General features: G+C 69.8%; 14 protein-coding genes. 9 read left to right on the plus strand and 5 right to left on the minus strand.

Features of this window, described 5'->3' with window-relative positions; translation table 11 throughout:
- Window positions 1–105 precede the first annotated feature (105 nt).
- The 4 genes from ACFWFP_RS00465 to nudC all read left to right on the plus strand — a co-directional run bounded on the left by ACFWFP_RS00465 (window position 106) and on the right by nudC (window position 9,614).
- The gene (locus ACFWFP_RS00465; protein ID WP_379292389.1) at window positions 106–3,849 is read left to right on the plus strand and encodes an ATP-dependent helicase; all 3,744 of its coding nucleotides are present in this window, start codon (window positions 106–108) and stop codon (window positions 3,847–3,849) included.
- Window positions 3,846–7,499 (plus strand): ATP-dependent helicase, encoded by a 3,654-nt coding sequence (locus ACFWFP_RS00470; protein ID WP_379292390.1) that lies wholly within the window; start codon window positions 3,846–3,848, stop codon window positions 7,497–7,499. Before ACFWFP_RS00465 ends, ACFWFP_RS00470 begins: the two co-directional genes overlap by 4 nt.
- A 117-nt stretch (window positions 7,500–7,616) precedes the next feature.
- Window positions 7,617–8,672, plus strand: coding sequence for a potassium channel family protein (locus ACFWFP_RS00475; protein ID WP_378632844.1), 1,056 nt, complete (start codon window positions 7,617–7,619; stop codon window positions 8,670–8,672).
- A 39-nt stretch (window positions 8,673–8,711) separates the two neighbouring features.
- Window positions 8,712–9,614 carry an NAD(+) diphosphatase gene (nudC, locus tag ACFWFP_RS00480; protein WP_379292391.1) on the plus strand — a complete coding sequence of 301 codons (903 nt, stop codon included), beginning with the start codon at window positions 8,712–8,714 and terminating at the stop codon, window positions 9,612–9,614.
- Window positions 9,615–9,623: 9 nt separating this feature from the next.
- On the opposite strand, the gene ACFWFP_RS00485 is transcribed toward nudC, so the two are convergent.
- On the minus strand, window positions 9,624–9,857 hold the full coding sequence (locus tag ACFWFP_RS00485; protein ID WP_143876199.1) for a mycoredoxin: 234 nt from the start codon (window positions 9,855–9,857) through the stop codon (window positions 9,624–9,626).
- Between the two features lie 117 nt (window positions 9,858–9,974).
- On the opposite strand from ACFWFP_RS00485, the gene ACFWFP_RS00490 reads away from it, so the two are divergent.
- The 3 genes from ACFWFP_RS00490 to ACFWFP_RS00500 all read left to right on the plus strand — a co-directional run bounded on the left by ACFWFP_RS00490 (window position 9,975) and on the right by ACFWFP_RS00500 (window position 13,039).
- On the plus strand, window positions 9,975–12,131 hold the full coding sequence (locus ACFWFP_RS00490) for an ATP-dependent DNA helicase UvrD2 (protein ID WP_379292392.1): 2,157 nt from the start codon (window positions 9,975–9,977) through the stop codon (window positions 12,129–12,131).
- A gap of 110 nt (window positions 12,132–12,241) precedes the next feature.
- Window positions 12,242–12,574: a hypothetical protein gene (locus tag ACFWFP_RS00495; protein ID WP_379292393.1), complete on the plus strand. Its 333-nt coding sequence runs from the start codon at window positions 12,242–12,244 to the stop codon at window positions 12,572–12,574.
- A 138-nt stretch (window positions 12,575–12,712) separates the two neighbouring features.
- Window positions 12,713–13,039, plus strand: coding sequence for a WhiB family transcriptional regulator (locus ACFWFP_RS00500; protein ID WP_379292394.1), 327 nt, complete (start codon window positions 12,713–12,715; stop codon window positions 13,037–13,039).
- A 64-nt stretch (window positions 13,040–13,103) separates the two neighbouring features.
- Here the strand turns inward: ACFWFP_RS00500 and ACFWFP_RS00505 are convergent, their stop codons facing one another.
- Complete coding sequence (locus ACFWFP_RS00505) at window positions 13,104–13,688, minus strand: helix-turn-helix domain-containing protein (protein ID WP_379292396.1); 585 nt, start codon at window positions 13,686–13,688, stop codon at window positions 13,104–13,106.
- Window positions 13,689–13,877: 189 nt separating this feature from the next.
- Between ACFWFP_RS00505 and ACFWFP_RS00510 the strand changes: the two genes are divergently transcribed.
- Both ACFWFP_RS00510 and ACFWFP_RS00515 read left to right on the plus strand, forming a co-directional pair.
- Window positions 13,878–14,981, plus strand: a complete 1,104-nt coding sequence (locus ACFWFP_RS00510; protein WP_379292397.1) for an aryl-sulfate sulfotransferase — start codon at window positions 13,878–13,880, stop codon at window positions 14,979–14,981.
- Entirely contained in the window at window positions 14,969–16,282 is a 1,314-nt protein-coding gene (locus tag ACFWFP_RS00515) for a uracil-xanthine permease family protein (protein WP_379292398.1), read from the plus strand. Before ACFWFP_RS00510 ends, ACFWFP_RS00515 begins: the two co-directional genes overlap by 13 nt.
- 22 nt (window positions 16,283–16,304) lie before the next feature.
- Here the strand turns inward: ACFWFP_RS00515 and ACFWFP_RS00520 are convergent, their stop codons facing one another.
- The 3 genes from ACFWFP_RS00520 to ACFWFP_RS00530 all read right to left on the minus strand — a co-directional run bounded on the left by ACFWFP_RS00520 (window position 16,305) and on the right by ACFWFP_RS00530 (window position 20,257).
- Window positions 16,305–17,654: an ABC1 kinase family protein gene (locus ACFWFP_RS00520; RefSeq protein ID WP_379293708.1), complete on the minus strand. Its 1,350-nt coding sequence runs from the start codon at window positions 17,652–17,654 to the stop codon at window positions 16,305–16,307.
- 61 nt (window positions 17,655–17,715) lie between these two features.
- Entirely contained in the window at window positions 17,716–18,591 is an 876-nt protein-coding gene (locus ACFWFP_RS00525; protein ID WP_379292399.1) for a TOMM precursor leader peptide-binding protein, read from the minus strand.
- Between the two features lie 208 nt (window positions 18,592–18,799).
- Complete coding sequence (locus tag ACFWFP_RS00530; protein ID WP_379292400.1) at window positions 18,800–20,257, minus strand: zinc-dependent metalloprotease; 1,458 nt, start codon at window positions 20,255–20,257, stop codon at window positions 18,800–18,802.
- Between the last annotated feature and the right edge of the window lie 24 nt (window positions 20,258–20,281).

The raw sequence follows: 20,281 nt of genomic DNA on the forward strand, positions 1-20,281 counted from the left end.
GCGCCCGGTCACGCAGCGCGTCCCCGGCGGTAGGGGTGCGCCGGTGTGTCGGACTGGTCTGTTGCAATAGCCGATGTGGTGCGATCGGATAGCTCGGTGCGACTCGTGCGCCGGACAACGCGGGCGCCCCGGCCGCGGGCCTGGGGTGCGTCCGTTCGCGCGCTGTTCGCCGAGCAGGCCCAGCCCGCGCCGCCGCGTCCCGGGTGGCGTCCGTGGCAGGTGATGGGCGGTCCGGGCACGGGCAAGACGGCGCTGCTGGTCGACCTGGTGACCGCGCGGATCGTCGACGGTGCCGACCCGGCGTCGGTGCTGGTCCTCACCCACACCAAGCACGCGGCCGCGGCGTTGCGGGACGCGATCACCCACCAGCTGGGGCCCGCCGCGGGTGGTATTCCGGGCGCGAGCCGGGAACCGATGGTGCGCACGCTGCACTCCTATGCGTTCTCGGTGCTGCGCCGGCACGCGGATCTGCACGGCAATCCGCCGCCGCGGCTGCTCACCGGCGCCGAACAGGACGCGGTGATCCGGGAGATGCTGCGCGGCGATCTCGCCGACATCGACGCCGGGGCGGGCGGCTTGTGGCCGCCGCGATTGCAGCCCGCACTGGCCCTGGGCGGGTTCGCCGAGCAACTGCGCGACCTGATGCTGCGCGCGACCGAGCGGGGGCTCGGCCCGGAAGACCTGATGGCACTCGGTCGCGAGCACGACAACGACGCGTGGGTGGCGGCCGGACGCTTCTTCCAGCGGTACGAGCAGGCGTCGATGCTGCGCTGGTCGGTCGGTGTCGCCGCGCCCGAGGCCACCGCGCCCGCTCTCGATGCCGCGGAGCTGGTCGGCGCGGCGCTGGACGCTCTCGCCGGAGACCGGAACCTGCTGGCCGCCGAACGCGATCGGATCCGCTACCTGCTCGTCGATGACGCCCAGCACCTCGACCCGCAGGCCGCGACGCTCGTGCGCGCCATCGGCAGCGGCAGCGCGAGCACTGTCGTCACCGGCGACCCGGACCAGGCGGTCTTCACCTTCCGCGGCGCGGATTCGCATTTCCTCACCGATCTCGACACCGTCGCGCAGCGGCGAATCATCCTGCGCCACAACCATCGCAGTGGTGCGCCGATCCGCGTGGCGAACGCGCGCATCGCGGCGAGGTTGCCGGGGAGTGCGCGGCACCGGATGCTCCCGGGACAGGAGAACGAACCACCCGAGCCCGCTGCCGGCCAGGATCGGGAACTCGACGGTGAGCCTGATCTGTTCGCGCATGTGGGCCCGAGCGCGGAACCAGATCGGTGGCCGGCGCCGCAGGATCTGCCGCCCGAGGACGAACCGCCGCCCGATGACGAGTGGGCGCCCCCGGCGGATCTGCCGCCCGCCGACGAGTCCAGTGTGCGAGTGCGGGTGCTGTCGACTCCGGCGAAGGAGGCGGCGCTGATCGCCGACCATCTGCGCCGCGCGCACCTCACCGATGGTGTGCCGTGGTCGGCGATGGCGGTGATCGTGCGGTCGGTGCCGTTGTCGCTGGCGCCGTTGCGGCGGGCCCTGCTGGCGGCCGGGGTGCCGGTGCGAAGGCCCGCGGTGGCCGAGCCGTTGGCCCGCCGGCGCGGCGCGGCGTGGATGGTGCTGGCGCTGCGGGTGTTGCTGGCGGGGGATTCGTCGCGGCCGGGTTCGCGGCGGGCGATCGATGCGATGTTCTCGCCCGACGACGCGATGGATCTGCTGTCCGGGCCGCTCGGCGGGGCCGACCAGATCGCCCTGCGCCGGTTGCGTCGCGGTGTGCGGCGCAGCGTGCTCGACCTGGAACGCACAGGTGCGCTCGCCGAACCCTTCGTCGACGGCGGCGACCAGTTCCTGCTCTGGGACGAAGCCGCGCCCGCGCCCGACATCGCCGAACCCGAACCGGATCCGGTCGACGACGACTGGTTGCCGCCCCCGGACCCGGAGGATCCGCTGCGCCCGGAACCCGAACCGGACTGGGATCTCGCCGAACGGCTGCCCGACGATATCGACCTCCTCGATGCCGAAAACCCGCCCGCCGCGCACACTGTCGTGGAAACCGTGCGCCCGGAGTCGCCCGCGGTGCCGCTGATCGATCAGTCCTCGGCCGAGGTGCTGCGCGACCTGATCGTCGGTATCGGCGAGGAACGCCTGCTCGACGGGCTCACCGAGGTCGAGGCGGCGCCGCTGCGTCGCGTGTTGCGTGCGGTGGCGAAGGCGAAACAGACCCAGGCCAGGGGGCAGGGTCTCGAAGACGTGCTGTGGACGTTGTGGACGAATTCGCGGCTGGAGCGACGCTGGTTCCGGCAGTCGCGACGCGGCGGGGCGCCGGGCATGCAGGCCGATCGCGATCTCGACGCGGCCGTCGAATTGTTCGATGCCGCAGCCGCTTACGTCGACCGGTTGCCGAAGGCGAGCATCGACGGTTTCGTCGAATATCTGTTGCACCAGCAATTGGCGCAACAGGGCAGGCCGCTGACCGCGGAGGGTGAGGCGGTGACCCTGCTCAGCGCGCATGCCGCGGCGGGCCGGGAATGGGACGTGGTGGCGGTCGCGGCCGTGCAGGAGGGCATCTGGCCCAACCCGCGCTCGCGAGGCACGTTGCTGCACACCGAGGATCTGGTCGACCTGGTGGCCGGGGTCGATCCGAGCGCGACCGTGAGCCGGGCGGCGCCGATCCTGGCCGAGGAACGCAGGCTGCTGCTCGTGGCGTGCAGCCGCGCACGGCGATCGTTGCTGGTGACCGCCGTCGAATCCGTGGCGGGAGACCAGGATCTGGTGCCCTCGCGGTTTCTCGCCGAACTCGTCGGCGACGACGACAGCGGCGAACCCGGCGCGCTGCCGGTCGCCGATCCCGGGCGGGCGCTGGTGATGCACGCGCTGGTCGCCGAACTGCGCGGGGTGGTGTGTGATCCCGGGGCCGACCCCGAGCGTCGTGACCGGGCCGCACGGCAACTGGCGCGTCTCGCCGACGCGGGCGTGCCAGGTACCGACCCCGGCGACTGGTACGGCACCGCCGAACTCAGCTCGCAGCGCGAACTCTGGGACGACGACTCGCCGATCGGGTTGTCACCGTCGACGGTCGAACTGCTGCGGACTTGTCCACTGCGCTGGGCGCTGGAACGGCACGGCGGCACCGACGGCGACAACCCGCATGCCGTGAAGGGCAATCTCGTGCACACGCTCGTGCAGGCGCTGGCGGGCGATGTCCCCGAGGCGCAGGTGCGGGCGGCGCTGGATCAGGCGTGGAAAACGGTCGACCCGGCCGACGGCTGGCATTCGCGCCAGGAACTGCGCCGCACCGAGACGATGCTGGAGACCTTCCTCGCCTGGGTGCGCACCACGCGCGGCGAACTCACCCAGGCCGGGGTGGAGGTGCCGGTGGACTGCGTGCTGCCCGCGCGCACGGAAGGCGCACGGGCCGTGCGTATTCGGGGGCGCATCGATCGGCTCGAACGAGATGCGCAGGGGCGCTTCGTCATCGTCGATGTGAAGACGGGCAAGACGCCGGTCAGCGAGAAGGCGGTGGCCGATCACGCGCAGCTGGCGACCTACCAGGTGGCCGCCGCGCACGGGGCGCTGGACGAGGACGAGTCCGACGAGCCGGCCCCCGTGGTCGACCCCGGTGGCGCGCGGTTGGTCTATGTCGCCAAGCCGAACCGCAAGACCGGCGCGGCCGAGCGGACACAGAGCGCGCTCGACGGCGACGGTCTCGATCAGTGGCGCACCACCATTCACGACGCGGCCGACGCGACCCGCGGACCCGGCTATCTGGCGGTGCGCAACGACGGGTGCAGGCACTGCCCGGTCGCGGGCAGTTGCCCGGTGCAGGACACCGGACGGCAGGTGACCGACGAGTGAGCGGCGTGCGCGTCACCCCGCAACGGTTGGCCGACGCGCTCGGCCTGCCGCCCCCGACCGATGAGCAGTCGGCGGTCATCGCGGCGCCACCGGAGCCGACACTGGTCGTCGCGGGCGCGGGCGCGGGCAAGACCGAGACGATGGCCGCGCGCGTGGTGTGGATGGTGGCCAACCAGCTGGTGGCCCCGGACGAGGTGCTCGGGCTGACCTTCACCCGAAAAGCCGCCCAGCAGTTGACCTCCCGGATCCGGACCCGGCTGGCCCGGTTGGCGGGAGCGCCGCTGCTGCGCGAGATCGATCCCAGTGGCGCGTTGCGCACGATCGTCGCCGGAGCCGAGCCCGAGATCAGCACCTACCACTCGTACGCGGGCAGGCTGCTCACCGCGCACGGGCTGTTGTTGCCGGTGGAGCCCTCCGCGGCGCTGCTCACCCAGACTCAGCTGTGGCAGCTCGCGCACGAGGTGGTGCGTTCCTGGGACGGCGATCTCGACACCGATCGCACGCCGGTCTCGGTGACCGAGGCGGTGCTCGCCCTGTCCGGGCAGCTCGCCGAACACCTGGTGGAACCGGAGCAATTGGCCGAGGCACACGCGGAGCTGGAGAAACTCGTCTACACGCTGCCCGCGGGCCCCCGGCAACGCGGTGGACCGAGCCAGGCATTGGCCGGCGTGGTGACCGCGCAACGTGAGCGTGTGGCCCTGCTCCCGCTGGTTCGCCAGCTCGCCGAGGCCCTGAATCGCCGTGGCGCACTGGATTTCGGCTCCCAGATGTCGCTGGCCGCGCAGTTGGCCGTCGACCATCCGGAAGTCGCCGCCGCCGAACGCGCGCGCTTCAAGCTGGTCCTGCTCGACGAGTACCAGGACACCGGCCACGCGCAACGGGTGCTGTTGTCGGCCCTGTTCGGCAATGCCGAAGCGGTACAACGGGATCGGCAGCGACAGCCGGTGCGGATCCGTGGTGAGGCGCACCCCGCTCGAACACGGGAAGCCGACACGTTGTTCGCGATGGACGAGCGGGAAGACGCCATGGTGGGCACGCGGTCTCCGGCCGATCACCATGGCTCGCAGATGCCGAGCGCAGATGAGCGTGGCGGCGAACGGCCGCGAGGCGAGCCGTCGGCTCGCGACGGCGGCAGTCGCACCGTGCCGGAGGCAGCCGCCCCGCGAGCGCTCGCGGTGACGGCGGTGGGTGACCCGATGCAATCCATCTACGGGTGGCGTGGCGCCTCGGCGGCCAACCTGCCGCGATTCGCCACGGACTTCCCCGCTGCGCCAGGGGTGCCCGCGCCGGTGCTGCCGCTGCTGACCAGTTGGCGCAACCCGCCCGAAGCACTGGCATTGGCGAACCTGGTGGCCGACCCGCTACGGGCGGTGGCGCGGGCGGCCGGCGGGGCGACGGTGGACGCGTTGCGGGCCAAGCCGCAATCGCATGCGGGGGTCGTCGAGTTCGCGCTCACCGAAACCATCGCGCAGGAGCGGGACTGGATCGCCGAGCGGATCGCGCGCGAGTGGGCGACGGCGCGGGAGAACGAGGCCCCGCCGCCGACCTCGGCAGTGCTCATCCGGCGCAACGCCGATGCGGCGCCGCTGGCAGAGGCGCTACGGGAGCAGGGGTTGCCGGTGGAGATCGTCGGGCTCGGTGGGTTGCTGGCGACGCCGGAGGTCGCCGATATCGTCGCCACCCTGCGGTTGATCGCCGAGCCGGGGACCGGGAGCGCGGCGGTTCGGATTCTCACCGGGGCCCGGTGGCGGATCGGGGTGGCGGATCTGGCCGCGCTGGCGCGGCGCGCGCAGATGCTGTCCATCAGCAGCGTCTCGGGTGCCACCGACGCCATCACCGACGCGGCCGGACTCGCGACGGCGTTGCGCGAGGTCGCCCCCGAGCCGACCGAGAAGGCCGGTCTCGCCGACGCCATCGCCGATCCCGGTGCGGCGGATCAGTATTCCGAGGCCGGGTTCACGCGGATCGCGGCCTTGAGCGAGGAGCTGGCCGCACTGCGGGAACGCAGCGGGCAGCCGCTGGTGGAACTCGTCGCCGATGTCGAACGGACCATCGGCGTCGGGGTCGAGACCCAGGCCAGGCGCGCGATCGCCGGTGGCGGCGCGGGCCGCGAGCATCTCGACGCCTTCGCCGAGGTGGTCGCCGGGTACGCGGCCGATTCCCGGGCATCGCTGAGCGGCCTGCTCGCCTTCTTCACCGCGGCGGAATCGGTCGAAAACGGTTTGGAGCCGGGCGAAGTCGAGGTCGCGCGCGACCGGGTGCAGGTGCTCACCGTGCACGCCGCCAAGGGTCTGGAATGGGAAGTCGTCGCGGTGCCGCACGTGAGCGCCACGGTGTTCCCGTCGACCACCGCACTGAGCACCTGGCTCGGCGCGCTCACCGAACTCCCCACCACGCTGCGCGGCGACCGCGCCCAGCCGGACGCGTCCGAGGGCGTGCCCGTCCTGGACTTGAGCGCCGTGGGTGACCGCTCCGAACTCGAACGCGCGATCGCCGATCACAAGGACGCGCTCAAGAGCCGCCGACTCGACGAGGAACGGCGCCTGTTCTATGTGGCGCTCACCAGAACCGAACGGGTGCTGCTGGTTTCGGCCTATCACTGGCCCGAGACGGGGACCTCGCAGAAGGGCCCGTCGGACTTCTTGCTCGAGCTCAAGGAGGCGAACGAGAACCCCGGCAGCGAGGCCTACGGCGTCGCCACCATCGCCCGCTGGGACGACAAGCCACCGCCGGACGCGGTGAACCCTTTCGCCGACAACCCGCCGACCGCCCCGTGGCCCCGTGACCCACTGGGCAACCGTCGCGATCCCATCGAGCAGGGCGCCGCGCTCGTGCGTGACGCGCTCGACGAACTACGCAGCGGCACAGCCGTTGCCGACAGCACGCAGGGCGATCAGGTCGAGATCGACGACCCCGAGGGCTGGGTCAACGATGTCGACGCGCTGCTCGCCGAGTTCACCGCCGCCGAGCTCGCCGAGCAGCGGGTGGAACTCCCGGGCCAGCTTCCCGCCACCGCGCTCGTCGAACTTCGCGCCGACCCGACCCGCCTGGCCGCCCGCCTGCGCCGCCCGCTCCCGTACCCCCCGAACCCGATGGCCCGGCGCGGCACCGCCTTTCACGCCTGGGTGCAATCCTGGTTCGGCACCGAACAGCTGCTCGGCCTCGACGAGCTGCCCGGCGCCGCCGACAGCACCACCGAAAGGGGACGCGCCGACCAGGAACTCGCCGCCATGCAGTCCGCCTTCCGCCGCTCACCGTGGGCGCACCGCAACCCGGTCGACGTGGAAGTGCCCTTCGAAACCAGCATCGCGGGCACGGTGATTCGCGGCCGCATGGACGCCGTCTTCGCCGAACCCGGTGGCCGCTGGATCGTGGTCGACTGGAAGACCGGCGCCGAACCCGGCCCCGCCGACGAGCCGGCCGTCGCCGTGCAGCTGGCCGTCTACCGCCTCGCCTGGGCCCGTCTGATGGCCGCCCGCACCGGCGAGACCGAGGCCCGGATGCTCCAACGGGTCGGCGCCGCATTCCATTACATCCGCTCCGGCCGCACCATCGCGCCCGCGCAACTGGCGGGCCCCGCCGAACTGGAGCGCCTCATTCGCGACGCCGCACCCGAAAACGCCGACACCGATCCACACGAGCCCCATTGAGCCGATAGTGTTGCGATCGCCGAGACAAGCTCGAGGTGAACAAGGCCGGTCGCTCGGCGGCGCAGTCGCCCAGGCCGAAAACCCGCGGCGCCCAGCCGCCAGAAATACAGGAGCAGCATGTTCGGTGACACGCGCAACCCGGTCGGGTTGAGCAGCAGTCCCGACTACGCCCTGGTCGGTCTGTTGCGGATCCCGGCGGCGCAGTCCAGCCCGTGGGTCTCGCTCACCCGTCGCGTGTTGTTCGCGATCGCTTTGCTGTTCACCGCCGCGACCGTGGTCTACGTCGGCCGCCACGGCTACAGCGACAACACCGGCGACGAGCTGTCGTTCCTGGACGCGATGTACTACGCCACGGTGTCGCTGTCGACCACCGGCTACGGCGATATCGCCCCGGTGACCCCGTCGGCGCGGTTGGTGAACATCATCGTCATCACCCCACTGCGCGTCCTGTTCCTCATCGTGTTGGTCGGTACCACTCTCGGCGTGCTGACCGAACGGTCGCGGCAGGCATTCAAGATTCAGCGATGGAGGCACACCGTGCGTAATCACACCGTCGTCGTCGGCTACGGCACCAAGGGCCGGACCGCGATCGATGCGATGGTCGGTGACGGGATCCAGGTGTCCGACATCGTGGTGGTCGACACCGACCCCATCGCGCTCGAGGCCGCCGCCGCCGCGGGCTTGGTGACCGTGCACGGTTCGGCGACCAAGTCCGATGTGCTGCGACTGACCGGTGTGCAGCGGGCCGCCGCGGTCGTCGTCGCCACCAATCGCGACGACACCGCCGTGCTGGTGACGCTCACCGCGCGCGAACTGAACAAGACGGCCAAGATCTCGGTGGCCATCCGCGAAGCGGAGAACACCCACCTGGTCCGTCAGTCCGGCGCCGACTCGGTGGTGGTGTCCTCGGAGACCGCGGGCAGGTTGCTCGGTATCGCCACCACCACACCGACGGTCGTGGAGATGATGGAGGACCTGCTCACGCCCGAGCAGGGCTTCGCCGTCGCCGAACGCGAGGTGGAGGCGAGTGAAGTGGGCGGATCGCCGCGCCATCTCAGCGACATCGTGCTCGGTGTGGTGCGCAACGGCGCGCTGATCCGGGTCGGCGAACCCGAGGTCGATGCCCTCGACACCGGCGACAAACTGCTCTACATCCGTCGCGCCGGAAAGTAGTCGGCCGCCCGGCCTGAGCCGTACCTGCGTCTTCGCTCTATGCTCGGCACTGTGTCGTTCCGGCTGAAAAACGTTCCGCTGCTGTCACGTTCCACCATCGACCGGGCCGAGCACGCCCGGCTCGATCCCGGTGCCCTGCGCGAAGGGTGGGGGAAAGCGAAAATTCTGCGTATCGACGCGCGGGGGAAAGTGCGGGTGGAGGACGGCAAGATCGTCCTCGACGCGGCCGTCTCGGTGGCTCAGGAGCCCGGTGAGGGGGCGGTGTTCCTCGGCGCTGTCGAGGGCAGCCACCTGTGGGCGGTACGAGCGAACGATCTGGACGGCACCCTGAAGGATCTGCGGACCCTCGGCGCCGTCGACGACTTCACCGCGGAACTGCTGTCCACGGCGTACGCGCTGCTCAACTGGCACGATCGGGCCGGGTACCACGGCGGTGACGGCACGGCGACCACGTCGGCGCGCGGCGGTTGGTCGCGACTGACCGCCGCGGGTGAGGAAGAGTTCCCACGGATCGACCCCGCCGTCATCTGCCTGGTCCACGACGGCGCCGATCGGGTGCTGCTGGCCCGGCAGCAGAGCTGGCCGGAGACGATGTTCTCGCTGCTGGCCGGCTTCGTCGAAGCGGGCGAATCGCTCGAGCACTGCGTGGAACGCGAGATCCGCGAGGAGGTCGGCGTCGACCTGCGCGATATCCACTACCTCGGCAGCCAGCCGTGGCCGTTCCCGCGCTCGCTGATGGTCGGCTTCGCCGCGGTCGGCGATCCCGCCCAGGAACTCGTGTTCTCCGATGGCGAGATCGCCGAGGCGCATTGGTTCACCCGCGACGAGGTCCGCGCGGCACTGCGGGTCGGCGACTGGTCGGCGCGCGAACCCGGCGCCCGGCTGCTCGTGCCCGGGTCCATCTCGATCGCGCGTTCGATCATCGAGTCCTGGGCGGACTGACTCGGCGAATCAGGCCTGCTGCGCGGCCAATGCCTGCTTGACCGCGGCCAACGACGGGTTGGTCGCGGTGGAGCCGTCGCGGTACTTGATCGTCGGCACGACGTGGTTGCCGTTGTTGACGCTGCCGACGAACTCGGCCGAAGCGGGGTCGTCCTCGATATCGATCACCGAGTAGGTGATGCCCGCCTCGTCGAGCTGGGTCCGCAGGCGCCGGCAGTAGCCGCACCACGTGGTCGAGTACATCGTCAGATCTGGGGTTGCTTCAGTCACGCGATGTGCAACGTCGCAAGGGTGCGCGGTGTTCCTTGCCGTAGCCGCGGGATCGGCGGGCGTCGCGGGAAGTTGTCGGGGGGCGCTGTCATGATGGTGCGCGTGCCAGCACTCGATCTCACCGCCCTCGACCCGGAACAGGCCGCCGCGGTGCGGGCACCGAGGGGGCCGGTGTGTGTTCTCGCCGGTGCGGGGACCGGTAAGACCAGGACGATCACGCATCGGATCGCGCATCTGATCGCGGGCGGGCACGTGAAGGCCGACCAGGTGCTGGCGGTGACCTTCACGGCACGGGCGGCGGGGGAGATGCGCAACCGGTTGCGCACGATGGGACTCGGGGGCGAGGCCGGGCAGGTGCAGGCGCGCACCTTCCACGCCGCGGCGCTGCGGCAGTTGCGGTATTTCTGGCCACAGGTGGTGGGGGATGTGCCGTGGCGGTTGATCGACAGCAAGTTCCCCATCGTCTCGCAGGCCGCGCAGCGGGCGGGGCTGCGTGCCTCCACCGAAATGGTGCGCGATCTGCTCAGCGAGATCGAATGGGCGAAGGCCTCGCTGATCGCTCCGGAGGACTATCCGGCCGCCGCCGCCAGACATCATCGCGACGCGCCGGTCGACGTGGCCAAGGTCGCCGAGGTGTACCAGGGCTACGAATCCGCGAAAGCCTCCGCCGACGGCCTGCTGCTCGACTTCGACGACCTGCTGCTGCACACCGCGGCCGCGCTCGAGGACTACCCGGCCGTCGCCGACGAATTCCGCGGTCGCTATCGCAGTTTCGTCGTCGACGAATACCAGGACGTGACGCCGCTGCAGCAGCGAGTGCTCGACGCGTGGCTGGGCGAGCGCGACGACCTCACCGTCGTCGGCGACGCCAACCAGACCATCTACTCGTTCACCGGGGCCACCCCGTCCTACCTGCTCGACTTCTCCCGGCGCTTCCCCGACGCCACCGTGGTGCGGCTCGAACGCGACTACCGGTCGACACCCCAGGTGGTAGCGCTGGCCAACCAGGTCATCGGCGCCGCGCGCGGACGTATCGCTGGTACCCGCCTCGCCCTGATCGGTCAGCGGCCGGAGGGTCCCGAACCGGAATTCGCCGAGTACGCCGACGCGCAGGCCGAGGCTGTCGCGGTCGCCGGGCGGATCGAGAAATTGATCGCCGCCGGAACGCCCGCGTCCGAGATCGCGGTGCTCTACCGGACCAACGCCCTGTCCGAACCGTTCGAACAGGTGCTCGGCGCGCGGGAGATCCCGTTCCAGGTGCGCGGTGGCGAGGGATTCTTCCAGCGTCAGGAAGTGCGGCAGGCGGTGTCCGCGCTGCGTCAGGTCGACGCCCGCGACGACCTGCCCGACGAGGCGCGCAGTGGATCGGCGCTGATCACGCTGGTGCGGGCCGCGCTGGCGCCGGTCGGGCTCACCGCGGAGGAACCGGCCGGTGCGCAGGCGAAGGAACGCTGGTCCTCGCTGCTGGCGCTGGTGCAGCTCACCGAGGAACTGGTCGGCCACGACGACGACATGGACCTCACCGCGCTGCTGCGCGAGCTCGCGACGCGCGCCGAGGCCAAGCATCCGCCCACCGTCGACGGTGTCACCCTGGCCTCGCTGCACGCGGCGAAGGGCCTGGAATGGGACGCGGTGTTCCTGGCCGGGCTCACCGACGGCACGCTGCCGATCTTCCATGTGCTCGGCCGGAAGAACGCACCCGTCGACGAAGCCGGGCTGGAGGAGGAGCGCCGGCTGCTCTACGTCGGTGTCACGCGGGCTCGCGAACATCTGAGCCTGTCGTGGACCCAGCGGCGGCTGCAAGCGGGTGGGGATTATCGGCCGGTGACCCGGTCGCGCTTCCTCAACGGGTTGATTCCGGACAGTTCCTCGGCCTCGCGGGTCGCCGTGGAGGTCCCGGTCGGGGCCGACACCCCACGTCCGCTGTGCCGGGTGTGCCTCAAGCCGTTGATCGGCACCTATGCCACCATGCTCGGCCGCTGCAGGCGCTGCCCGGGCGAGGCCGACCCCCAGCTGCTCGAAGCGCTGAAGGAATGGCGCGCCGAGAAGGCCGAAGCGCTGCAGCGGCGCGACTTCGTGGTGTTCACCGACACCACCCTCACCGCGATCGCCGAACAGCTGCCCGCCGACGACGCCGCGCTGGCGGCCATCGCGGGGATCGGCGCGAAGAAGATCGAACAGTACGGTGCCGATGTGCTCGCCATCGTTGCGTCACGTTTGCGGGCAACAGCACAAAACCCCAGGTAGAAAATAAGTTGTTAGGTTCTCGATCATTGCCTATGGTGGAGAACACGCACCGAGAGTGATCCCGGTGCGCGGTAATTGTTCACACACGAGTTCAGGAGGGAGGCAGACACATGAACACGAACACGAACACCACGTTCGATGCGATGAGCAATCGCGTCCTGGTGAACGCATTTGTCATGTCCGCCTCCCGGGGGGTCCTCGCTCTGCAGGGGACCGGCCTGTCCGGCGGCGCTGTCAAAGCTGTGCCGATGACTGTCATTCATCAGCACACTCCGATTCGTCTCCAGGACAAGCCCAGCGTGGGTTGGCAGCCGGCCGCCGTCTCGGCACCGGCAGCACTCGCTGATGAAGCCGGTTACGCACCGGAGTTCATCGGCGCAATCCGCCTCCGCGTCCACCCAGCGACCGTGATCAGGTCTCGACAGAAATGTCGAACTAGGTAGGGAACACCTCCCAGACCTCCTGGCCACGGATCGCGAGAAGCGAAATCCGTGGCCATCTTTATTTCGGCTCCTCAGCCGTTGGCACCGGGTTCGCACACCGAACATTCGACCGCTGCAAACGAGCTGAAGGAGAACGACGTGTTCACCGCCCAGGACTGGCCGACGGCCACTACTGACGTGACATGCCGAACCGTGGCGCAGACCCCTCGCGTCCGTGAGGTCACCACCAAGACTCTGCCCTGTAGGGGCGGAAACCCCGATCTGTGGTTCGCCGAGAGCCCCACCGATCTCGAGCAGGCCAAGGAACTGTGCGCGGCCTGCCCGATCCGCAAGGGCTGCCTGACCGCGGCCATCGATCGTGCCGAACCGTGGGGCGTGTGGGGCGGTGAGATCTTCGACCAGGGTGTCGTGATCGCCCGCAAGCGCCCCCGCGGTCGCCCGCGCAAGGTCGCGATCATGGCATGAACCCGGGAAAAGGGTTGTACCGCAAACGAACCGCTCACCTCGTCATGGTGAGCGGTTCGTTTTGCTATATGCGGGATGCGCGTTTGACGGTGCGACCGTCGGCGACGGCGAGGACCAATGTGGTGGTGTCCGGGGAGTGCGCCCACCACCGGTGCTTCTCACCCGCGCGGCAGTAATAGGTGTCACCGGCGCCGAGGTCGTGTTCGGTGCCGTCGGCGATCAGTGAGATCCGGCCGCGGATCACGTGGATGATCTCATCGGATCGGTGGACGAAATCGCGGTCACCGCGATCGGTGCCGCCGGTGAATTCCAGGGCGCGCAAGTCGCGGTCACCGTGGACGAGGGAACGGACGGTGCCCGCGCCGGGCTCGGTTTGAGGCAGGGCGGTGTCGTCGGCGGCGCGGACCACGGCCGCGGGCGCCGTGTCGTCGGCCGCGGCCAGCAGGGCTGTGGCGGTGGTCGAGAGGGCGTCGGCGATCAACTGGAGCGAGCGCAGGCTGGTGTTGGTCCGGCCGTTCTCGAGTTGGCTCAAAAATGACTGGGACAGACCGGTTTCGGTGGCGAGGCGGGCAAGGGTGTACTCAGCGGCGAGGCGCCGATCGCGGATCACGGCGCCGAGCTGCCGATTCCGGATGTGCTCACTGGCCACTGATCGCCTCCGTGTCCTCGGTCTTGCCTGTGACTGTAGTGAATCTTCAGTGCCCGCAAGCGGTGCTGGTCCGCTGTTTCGGTGTCCGACCAGGGGGTGAGCAGGTTTCGCGCACCATGATCGGAACGGTTCCTGTTTCCATGATTCTACTGAATATTCAGTGGGGTTGAATATTCAGGAAGAGGTGGCATGGAACAGAACACCCTCAAGCGCCGGGGCATCGGGCTGATCGGCAGCGATGCCGAGCTGGCCTCGCCCGGCTTCACGCTCTACGCGCCGCTGGCGGGCAACGGCCGAGTCGACCTGGTCGACCTCGACGGCGAGATCGTCCACCAGTGGCACCTGCCCTACCGCCCGGGCAGACACGCCCGCATCCTCGCCGACGGCTCCCTCGCCTACAACGGCGCGACCCTGGCCCGTGCACCCCTGTTCGCCATGTGGCGCAAGTACTCCGGCGGTTCGATGGCCCGATACGACCACGCCGGTGCCCAGCTGTCCGAGATCCGCGACGATCTGGCCCACCACGACGCCCACCACTACGACGACGGGCGCGTGCTCTACGCCGCCGTGCAGCCACTCACCGGCGCCGACGCGGCACGGATCCAGGGCGGTGTGCCCGGCACCGAAGCCGACGGGATCGTCTGGTCCGATGTGATCCGCGAGGTCGGCCCCGACGGCGCGCCGATCTGGGAGTGGCGCGCGGTCGAGCATCTCGATCCCGCCGAATTCGCGCTGCAGCCGCACTATTGGCGTGAGCACTGGCCGCTGATCAACAGCGTGCACCCGCTCGACGAGCACACGGTGGTGGCCAGTCTGCGCAGTGTCTCCGCGGTGATCCTGATCGATCGGCGCACCGGCGTGGTCACCGAGCTCGCCGACCGCGACACCGTCGCCCAACAGCATCACGCCACCCCGCTCGGCGACGGCAAGATCCTGGTGTTCGACAACGGCACCTTCCGCACCGGTGAGTCGGTCACCTACAGCCGCGTCGTCGAAATAGACGCTGTTACCGGTGAAGTCGGGTGGACCTATCAGGACTCCCCGCGTGAGGCTTTCTTCACTCCCTTCATGGGTGGCGCGCAGCGGCTGCCCAACGGCAACACGCTGATCACCGAGGCGGCGTTCGGCCGAATCTTCGAGGTGACCCCGGAACGGCAGATCTGCTGGGAGTACGTGGTGCCCTCCTTCACCGAATACCCCGATCCCGATACCGCCCAGGTGTTTCCGGGTATCTCCAACGCGATCTTCCGTGCCTATCGTTACCGCGCCGAGGAACTCCCATGGCTGCGGTGACCGAACCGGTGGTGGCGCCGGTCGACGAGATTCCACCCGCGGGAAGGGCTTTCGCCGGTGCGCTCCAGCACCTGGTGGTGATGATCGCGATGCCACTCACCTCGGTGCTGCTGATCAGCCGCAGCTTGAACCTGGACGACGAGGCAGCCCGCGCCTTGCTCTGTGGCGCACTGCTTTTCAGCGGTATCGGCACCATCCTGCAGTCCGGTGGCCGGTTCGGCCTCGGGGCCGGACTGCCGTTCGTCATGCTGCCCGGTGGCGCGGCGGTGGTGCTGTTCATCCAGACGGCGCAGACCTACGACCCCGCCACCGCCACCGGCGCGGTCCTGATCACCGCGGTCGCCGGCATCGCGCTGGTACCGATCGCGCGCAAACTGGTGCGGTTCCTGCCGATGGTCGTGATCGCCGCCATGATCCTGGTGATCGGGGTGAACCTGGTGAAGGTCGGCGCGAATCTGATCACCTCCGCCGACGACCCCACCCCGGTCAGATCGGTGACCATCGCCGGGGTGACCATCGCGGCGACAGTGCTGGCACATCGCTTCCTGCCTTCCGGCTGGCGACGGGTGTCGGTGCTGATCGGAATGGGGGTCGGGGCCGCGGCGGCGGCCGCGCTCGGCCGATTCACGCTCGCCCCGGGTGACGCGATAGTGCAGCTGCCGCAGCCGTTGCTGTTCGGCGCGCCGCATTTCGACCTGCTGGCGGCCGTGCCGCTGCTGGTGTTCAGCATCGGCTCGATGGCCGAGGCCACCGGACAGACGGTGCTCAACGCGCAGGTGGTCGGCAAGCAGATCGACACCGCGCCGACGGTCGGGCGCACGATCCGCGGTGACGCTATCACCTCCCTGTTCTCCGGGCTGTTCGGTGGACCCACCATGGTGACCAGCGGTGAGAACATCGGGCTGATCCGGCTCACCGGTGTTCGCAGTCGCTACGTCACCGCGCTGACCGGCCTGATGTTGATCCTGGCCGCGTTCGTGGCCCCGGTCGGCCGCATCGTGAATTCCCTGCCCGGCCCGGTCGTCGGCGCGACGGCGGCCATCGTGTTCGCCACGATCATCGCTTCCGCGATCGGCCTGTTCCGCGAAGTCGACCTGAACGACGACGCCACCCTGCTCACCACCACCGCGGCCCTCACCGCGGGCCTGCTGCCGATTCTGGTTCCCGCCCTCTATCGCGGCTTCCCCGCCGATCTGAAGCTGCTACTCGGCAGCGGAGTCACGATGGCCGCCGTGGTCGGCATCGCCGTGCACGTGCTGTGCACGGTGGGCCGACGCTCGTCCAGGGCATCTGTCGACTGAGACGCCCCGGGCGAGGGGCGCCCTACGAAGCTTGTTCGGCGCGGAAGCCCGGCACCCAGGTGCGGACCAGGTTCATGAAGCCGAGTTCCGCGTCGAGCTGGGCCAGGATGCCGACCGAGCCACCGAGCACCCGGAAGACGGTGAGGTACTCGGCCGGAAGTTGCAGGGCGCGAGCGGTTTTCATCTCCGGGCTGGAGAACTCGGAAGCCTTGCCCGCCACCCGCTGCATCCATGAGCGGGTGAAGTGGAACGTGTCGGTGCGAATCGGGTCGCTGAACGGGCGCAGGTACGCCTCGATCTCCTCGTGGGTCACCACGCGGCCCGGAATGACCCAGCCGTGCTCGTAGAGCAATTCGGTGAGGGCAGCGTGCTCGTCGGCGACAGCGAGGGCCAGCATGCGGCCCAGGATCTCCGGGAAGCCGTCCGGCATCGGCGCACAGGCGCCGAAGTCGAGCACGGCCAGGGTGCCATCGGCCCGCACCAGGAAATTGCCGGGGTGCGGGTCGCCGTGCAGCAGGCCGACCAGTTCGGGCGAGCTGAAGTGGAAGGTCCCCATCAGCTCGGCGATCCGGTTGCGCTGGGCCAGGGTGCCCTCGGGGTCCTCCGCGCCTGCCTTGATCAGCGCCGACACCGGGGTGCCGTCGAGCCACTCGGTGACGATCACCTTCGGGGCGCCCGCCACCACCTTCGGGATCGCGATGGTGGGATGGCCCTCGAACGCGGCGGCGAAGCGGCGCTGGTTGGCGGCCTCGATGCGGTAGTCGAGTTCTTCCTCGGTGCGTTCGGTGATCTCGGCGAGCAGCGGCTTCACATCGGCGCCGGGGATCACCGACGAGAGCAGCCCGGTCATCCGGGACAGCGTCTTCAGGTCGGCGCGCAGCGCGTCGTCGGCGCCCGGATACTGCACCTTCACCGCCACCGCGCGCCCGTCGGACCAGACCGCGCGATGCACCTGGCCGATGCTGGCCGAGGCGGCGGGGGTGTCGTCGAAGGACGTGAAGCGTTCCCGCCACTTGGTGCCCAGCTGCTGGTCGAGCACGCGGTGCACCGTCTCGGCGGGCATCGGCGGTGCGGCGGCCTGGAGCTTGGTCAGCGCCTCGCGATAGTGCTCGCCGAATTCCTCCGGGACCGCGGCCTCCATCACACTCAGCGCCTGCCCGAACTTCATCGCGCCGCCCTTGAGCTCGCCGAGCACGGTGAACAGCTGCTCGGCTGCTTTCTGGTTCAGGTTCGCGTTGATCTGCTTCTTGTCACCGCCGACGAGCTTCTTGCCGAACCCGACAGCGGCTCGTCCGGCGATGCCGAGCGGAATCTTGGCCAACTTGGCATTGCGGCTGGAACTGCGGCGCACGATCTCGGACACGGTACCCATCATGGCCGAACTCGCGGGGTGTGTGCCATAAGAATGCTCACACCGACCGACGCGACGCTCGTCACCGGGCGATTTCCGGCGTTCGTGAGGTCATGTTCCGGCATCCGCATTCCTGATGCGGCAGCCACGGCCTGCGCTGGATCTCGTGGGTGTCGAGGTTCAGTTCCACGGTGGCGTCGAGAGTGCGCGGTGGACGCCGGGGTGAACAGGCGGCGATCGCCTCCAACTCGCCGAGCGCCAGCGCGGTCGTCGCCGCGATGCCCGCCGGGGAGGCGTGCCCGGTGCGGCCGAGTAGCTGGGCGGCCAGATGCGGCCAGTCGTTGTCGAATCCGGCCCGGGTCAGGTCGGCACAGCGCAGGCAGCTGGTCTCGCCGGGCAGCACGAGCGGGCCGACCACGCCGACCCCGTCGCGGACCCGGACCTGCAGGTGCGGCACCCGGCGCAACACCAGATCCACCGACAGTCCGGGGTCGATCATCAACGCGTCGGTGAGGACCACCAGATCGCCCGCCGCGGTACCGAGCGGCCTGTCGGGCCGGTACTCGCGCGAGCGGGTGGGGCGAAAACCCATGCGCCGCAATCCGATCGCCAGGGCATCCGAGAGCGGGCCGAGGCCGTGCACGGTGACGGCGCGGATCTTGCCCAGCGCGGGTTCGGGCTCGAGCAGCAGGCCCGCACGCTCGATCGCGGTGAGCATGCCCATGGTGCGATCGGGGCTGATGCCGAATTCGCCCGCCCGCCAGATGATCTGGGGCCGCGATTGCAAGCCGTCGAGCAGGCGAAGGAAAGCGAGCACGGTACCGGTGTCGTGCTCGGTGGTTTCCAGCAGCAGCGCGCGTTCGGGGTCCCAGCCCAGCTGGACCGTGCCGGACGGGCGAACCAGGGTGGTCACTCGCGGATTGAGCATCGGCCCGCGCAGTGGGGATGTGGTCGTCATGCCAGAAGTATCGGCATCCGAGGGCGGCGCGAAGTGCGTCGAAAGTGCGGTTATCCACAGGCTTTCGGCGTGTCGGCCAGCGAATTCCGACCTGTGAACAACCGCTGTACCGCGGGTCGTCGCCGCGTGTCGCGACAAACGTTAGCCATGGAACCGTGTTGCGCCACCGAGATCGGAAGTTTCTCGCCGACCTCGGTGGCGATGCGGATCAGGACTTACCGGAGTCCGTGTCGGAATCGCCTTCGTCGCGCGGGGTTTCGTCGGAATCGGGCTCCTCGGACTTCGCTGTGTCGAGACCGGCCGCGTCGCGCTCGCGCGCCTCGGTCGCGGCCAGCTGGGCCAGCGGGTCGTCGAAAGCGCCGGTGCCGCCACCGATCATGGAGTCGATGAACCCGGCGGGTGAATCGAGATCGGTGGAATCGGGCAGCAGATCGGGGTGTTCCCACACCTTGTCGCGCCGCTCCATCCCCGCGTCGGTGGTGAGCCGGCGCCACAGCGCCGAGGCCTCACGCACCTTGCGCGGCCGCAACTCCAGTCCGACGAGGGTGGCGAACGTCTGCTCGGCGGGTCCGCCCGTCGCCCGGCGGCGGCGCAGGGTCTCCGAGAGCGCGTTCGCGCCCGGCAGACGCTCACCCACCGCGTCGGCGACCACGACGTCGACCCAGCCCTCGATCAGCGCCAGCAGGGTCTCCAGACGCTCGAGCGCCTGCTTCTGCTCGGGTGTGGTCTGCGGTTCGAACGTGCCCTGGGAGAGCAGTTCCTCCAGCTTGGAGGGGTCGCTCAGCGACATCGGGTCGATGCCCTGCGCGGCTTCCTCGATCGCGGAGAAGTCCATCTTGATGCCGCGCGCGTAGTCCTCCACGGCGCCGAGCACCTGCTGACGCAGCCAGGGCACGTGCGCGAAGAGCCGCTGGTGGGCGGCCTCGCGGGCGGCCAGGAAGACCATGATCTCGCTCTCGGGCTGCTCGAGCCCCTCGCTGAACGCCGAGATCGCGGTCGGCAGCAGCGCGGCGGTACCGGCCGGGCCGAGCGGCAGACCGATATCGGTGGAGGTGAGCACCTCCTTGGCCAGCTGGCCGAGCGCCTGACCGAGCTGGGAGCCGAACGCCAGCCCGCCCATCTGACCGAGCATGCCGACCATCGGCCCGGCGAACTGCTTGGCCTCCTCGGGCAATTGCGCGGTCCACATGCCCGAGATCTGCTCGGCCACCGGATCGCACAGGCGCTTCCAGGTGGGCAGCGTCTCTTCGATCCAGTCGTTCGGGGTCCACGCGACCGTCTTGGTGGCGCCCGCCGGCAGCACCGTAGCGCCGTCGAGCCACAACTCGGCCAGGTGCGCCGCGTCGGTCACCGCGGTGGTGGTTCCCGCGGCGATCGGGGCGATGGTGGAGCCGAGCTGCTGGCGGGCCAGTCGCTTGGCGACGTCGTAGTTGACCGGGCCGGACTGCGAGCCGCCGGGACCCATGCCCTGGCCCATGCCACTGATCATCTGCCCGAGCTGGCTCAGCATCTGGCCCAGCTGCGACGGATCGAAGCCGCCCGCACCGCCCGCGCCGCCCGCTCCGAACCCGAACGGATCGTTTCCGCGGGGTCCGTTGCCCTCGTCGCGACGCTTGCCGGAATCGTCGTCGTCGCCGGTCGAGAAGCCGAAGGGGAGATCGCTCATACCTCTTACGTTACGCGGGACCCC

The organism is Nocardia sp. NPDC060249, from assembly GCF_042728755.1.
Lineage (GTDB): Bacteria > Actinomycetota > Actinomycetes > Mycobacteriales > Mycobacteriaceae > Nocardia.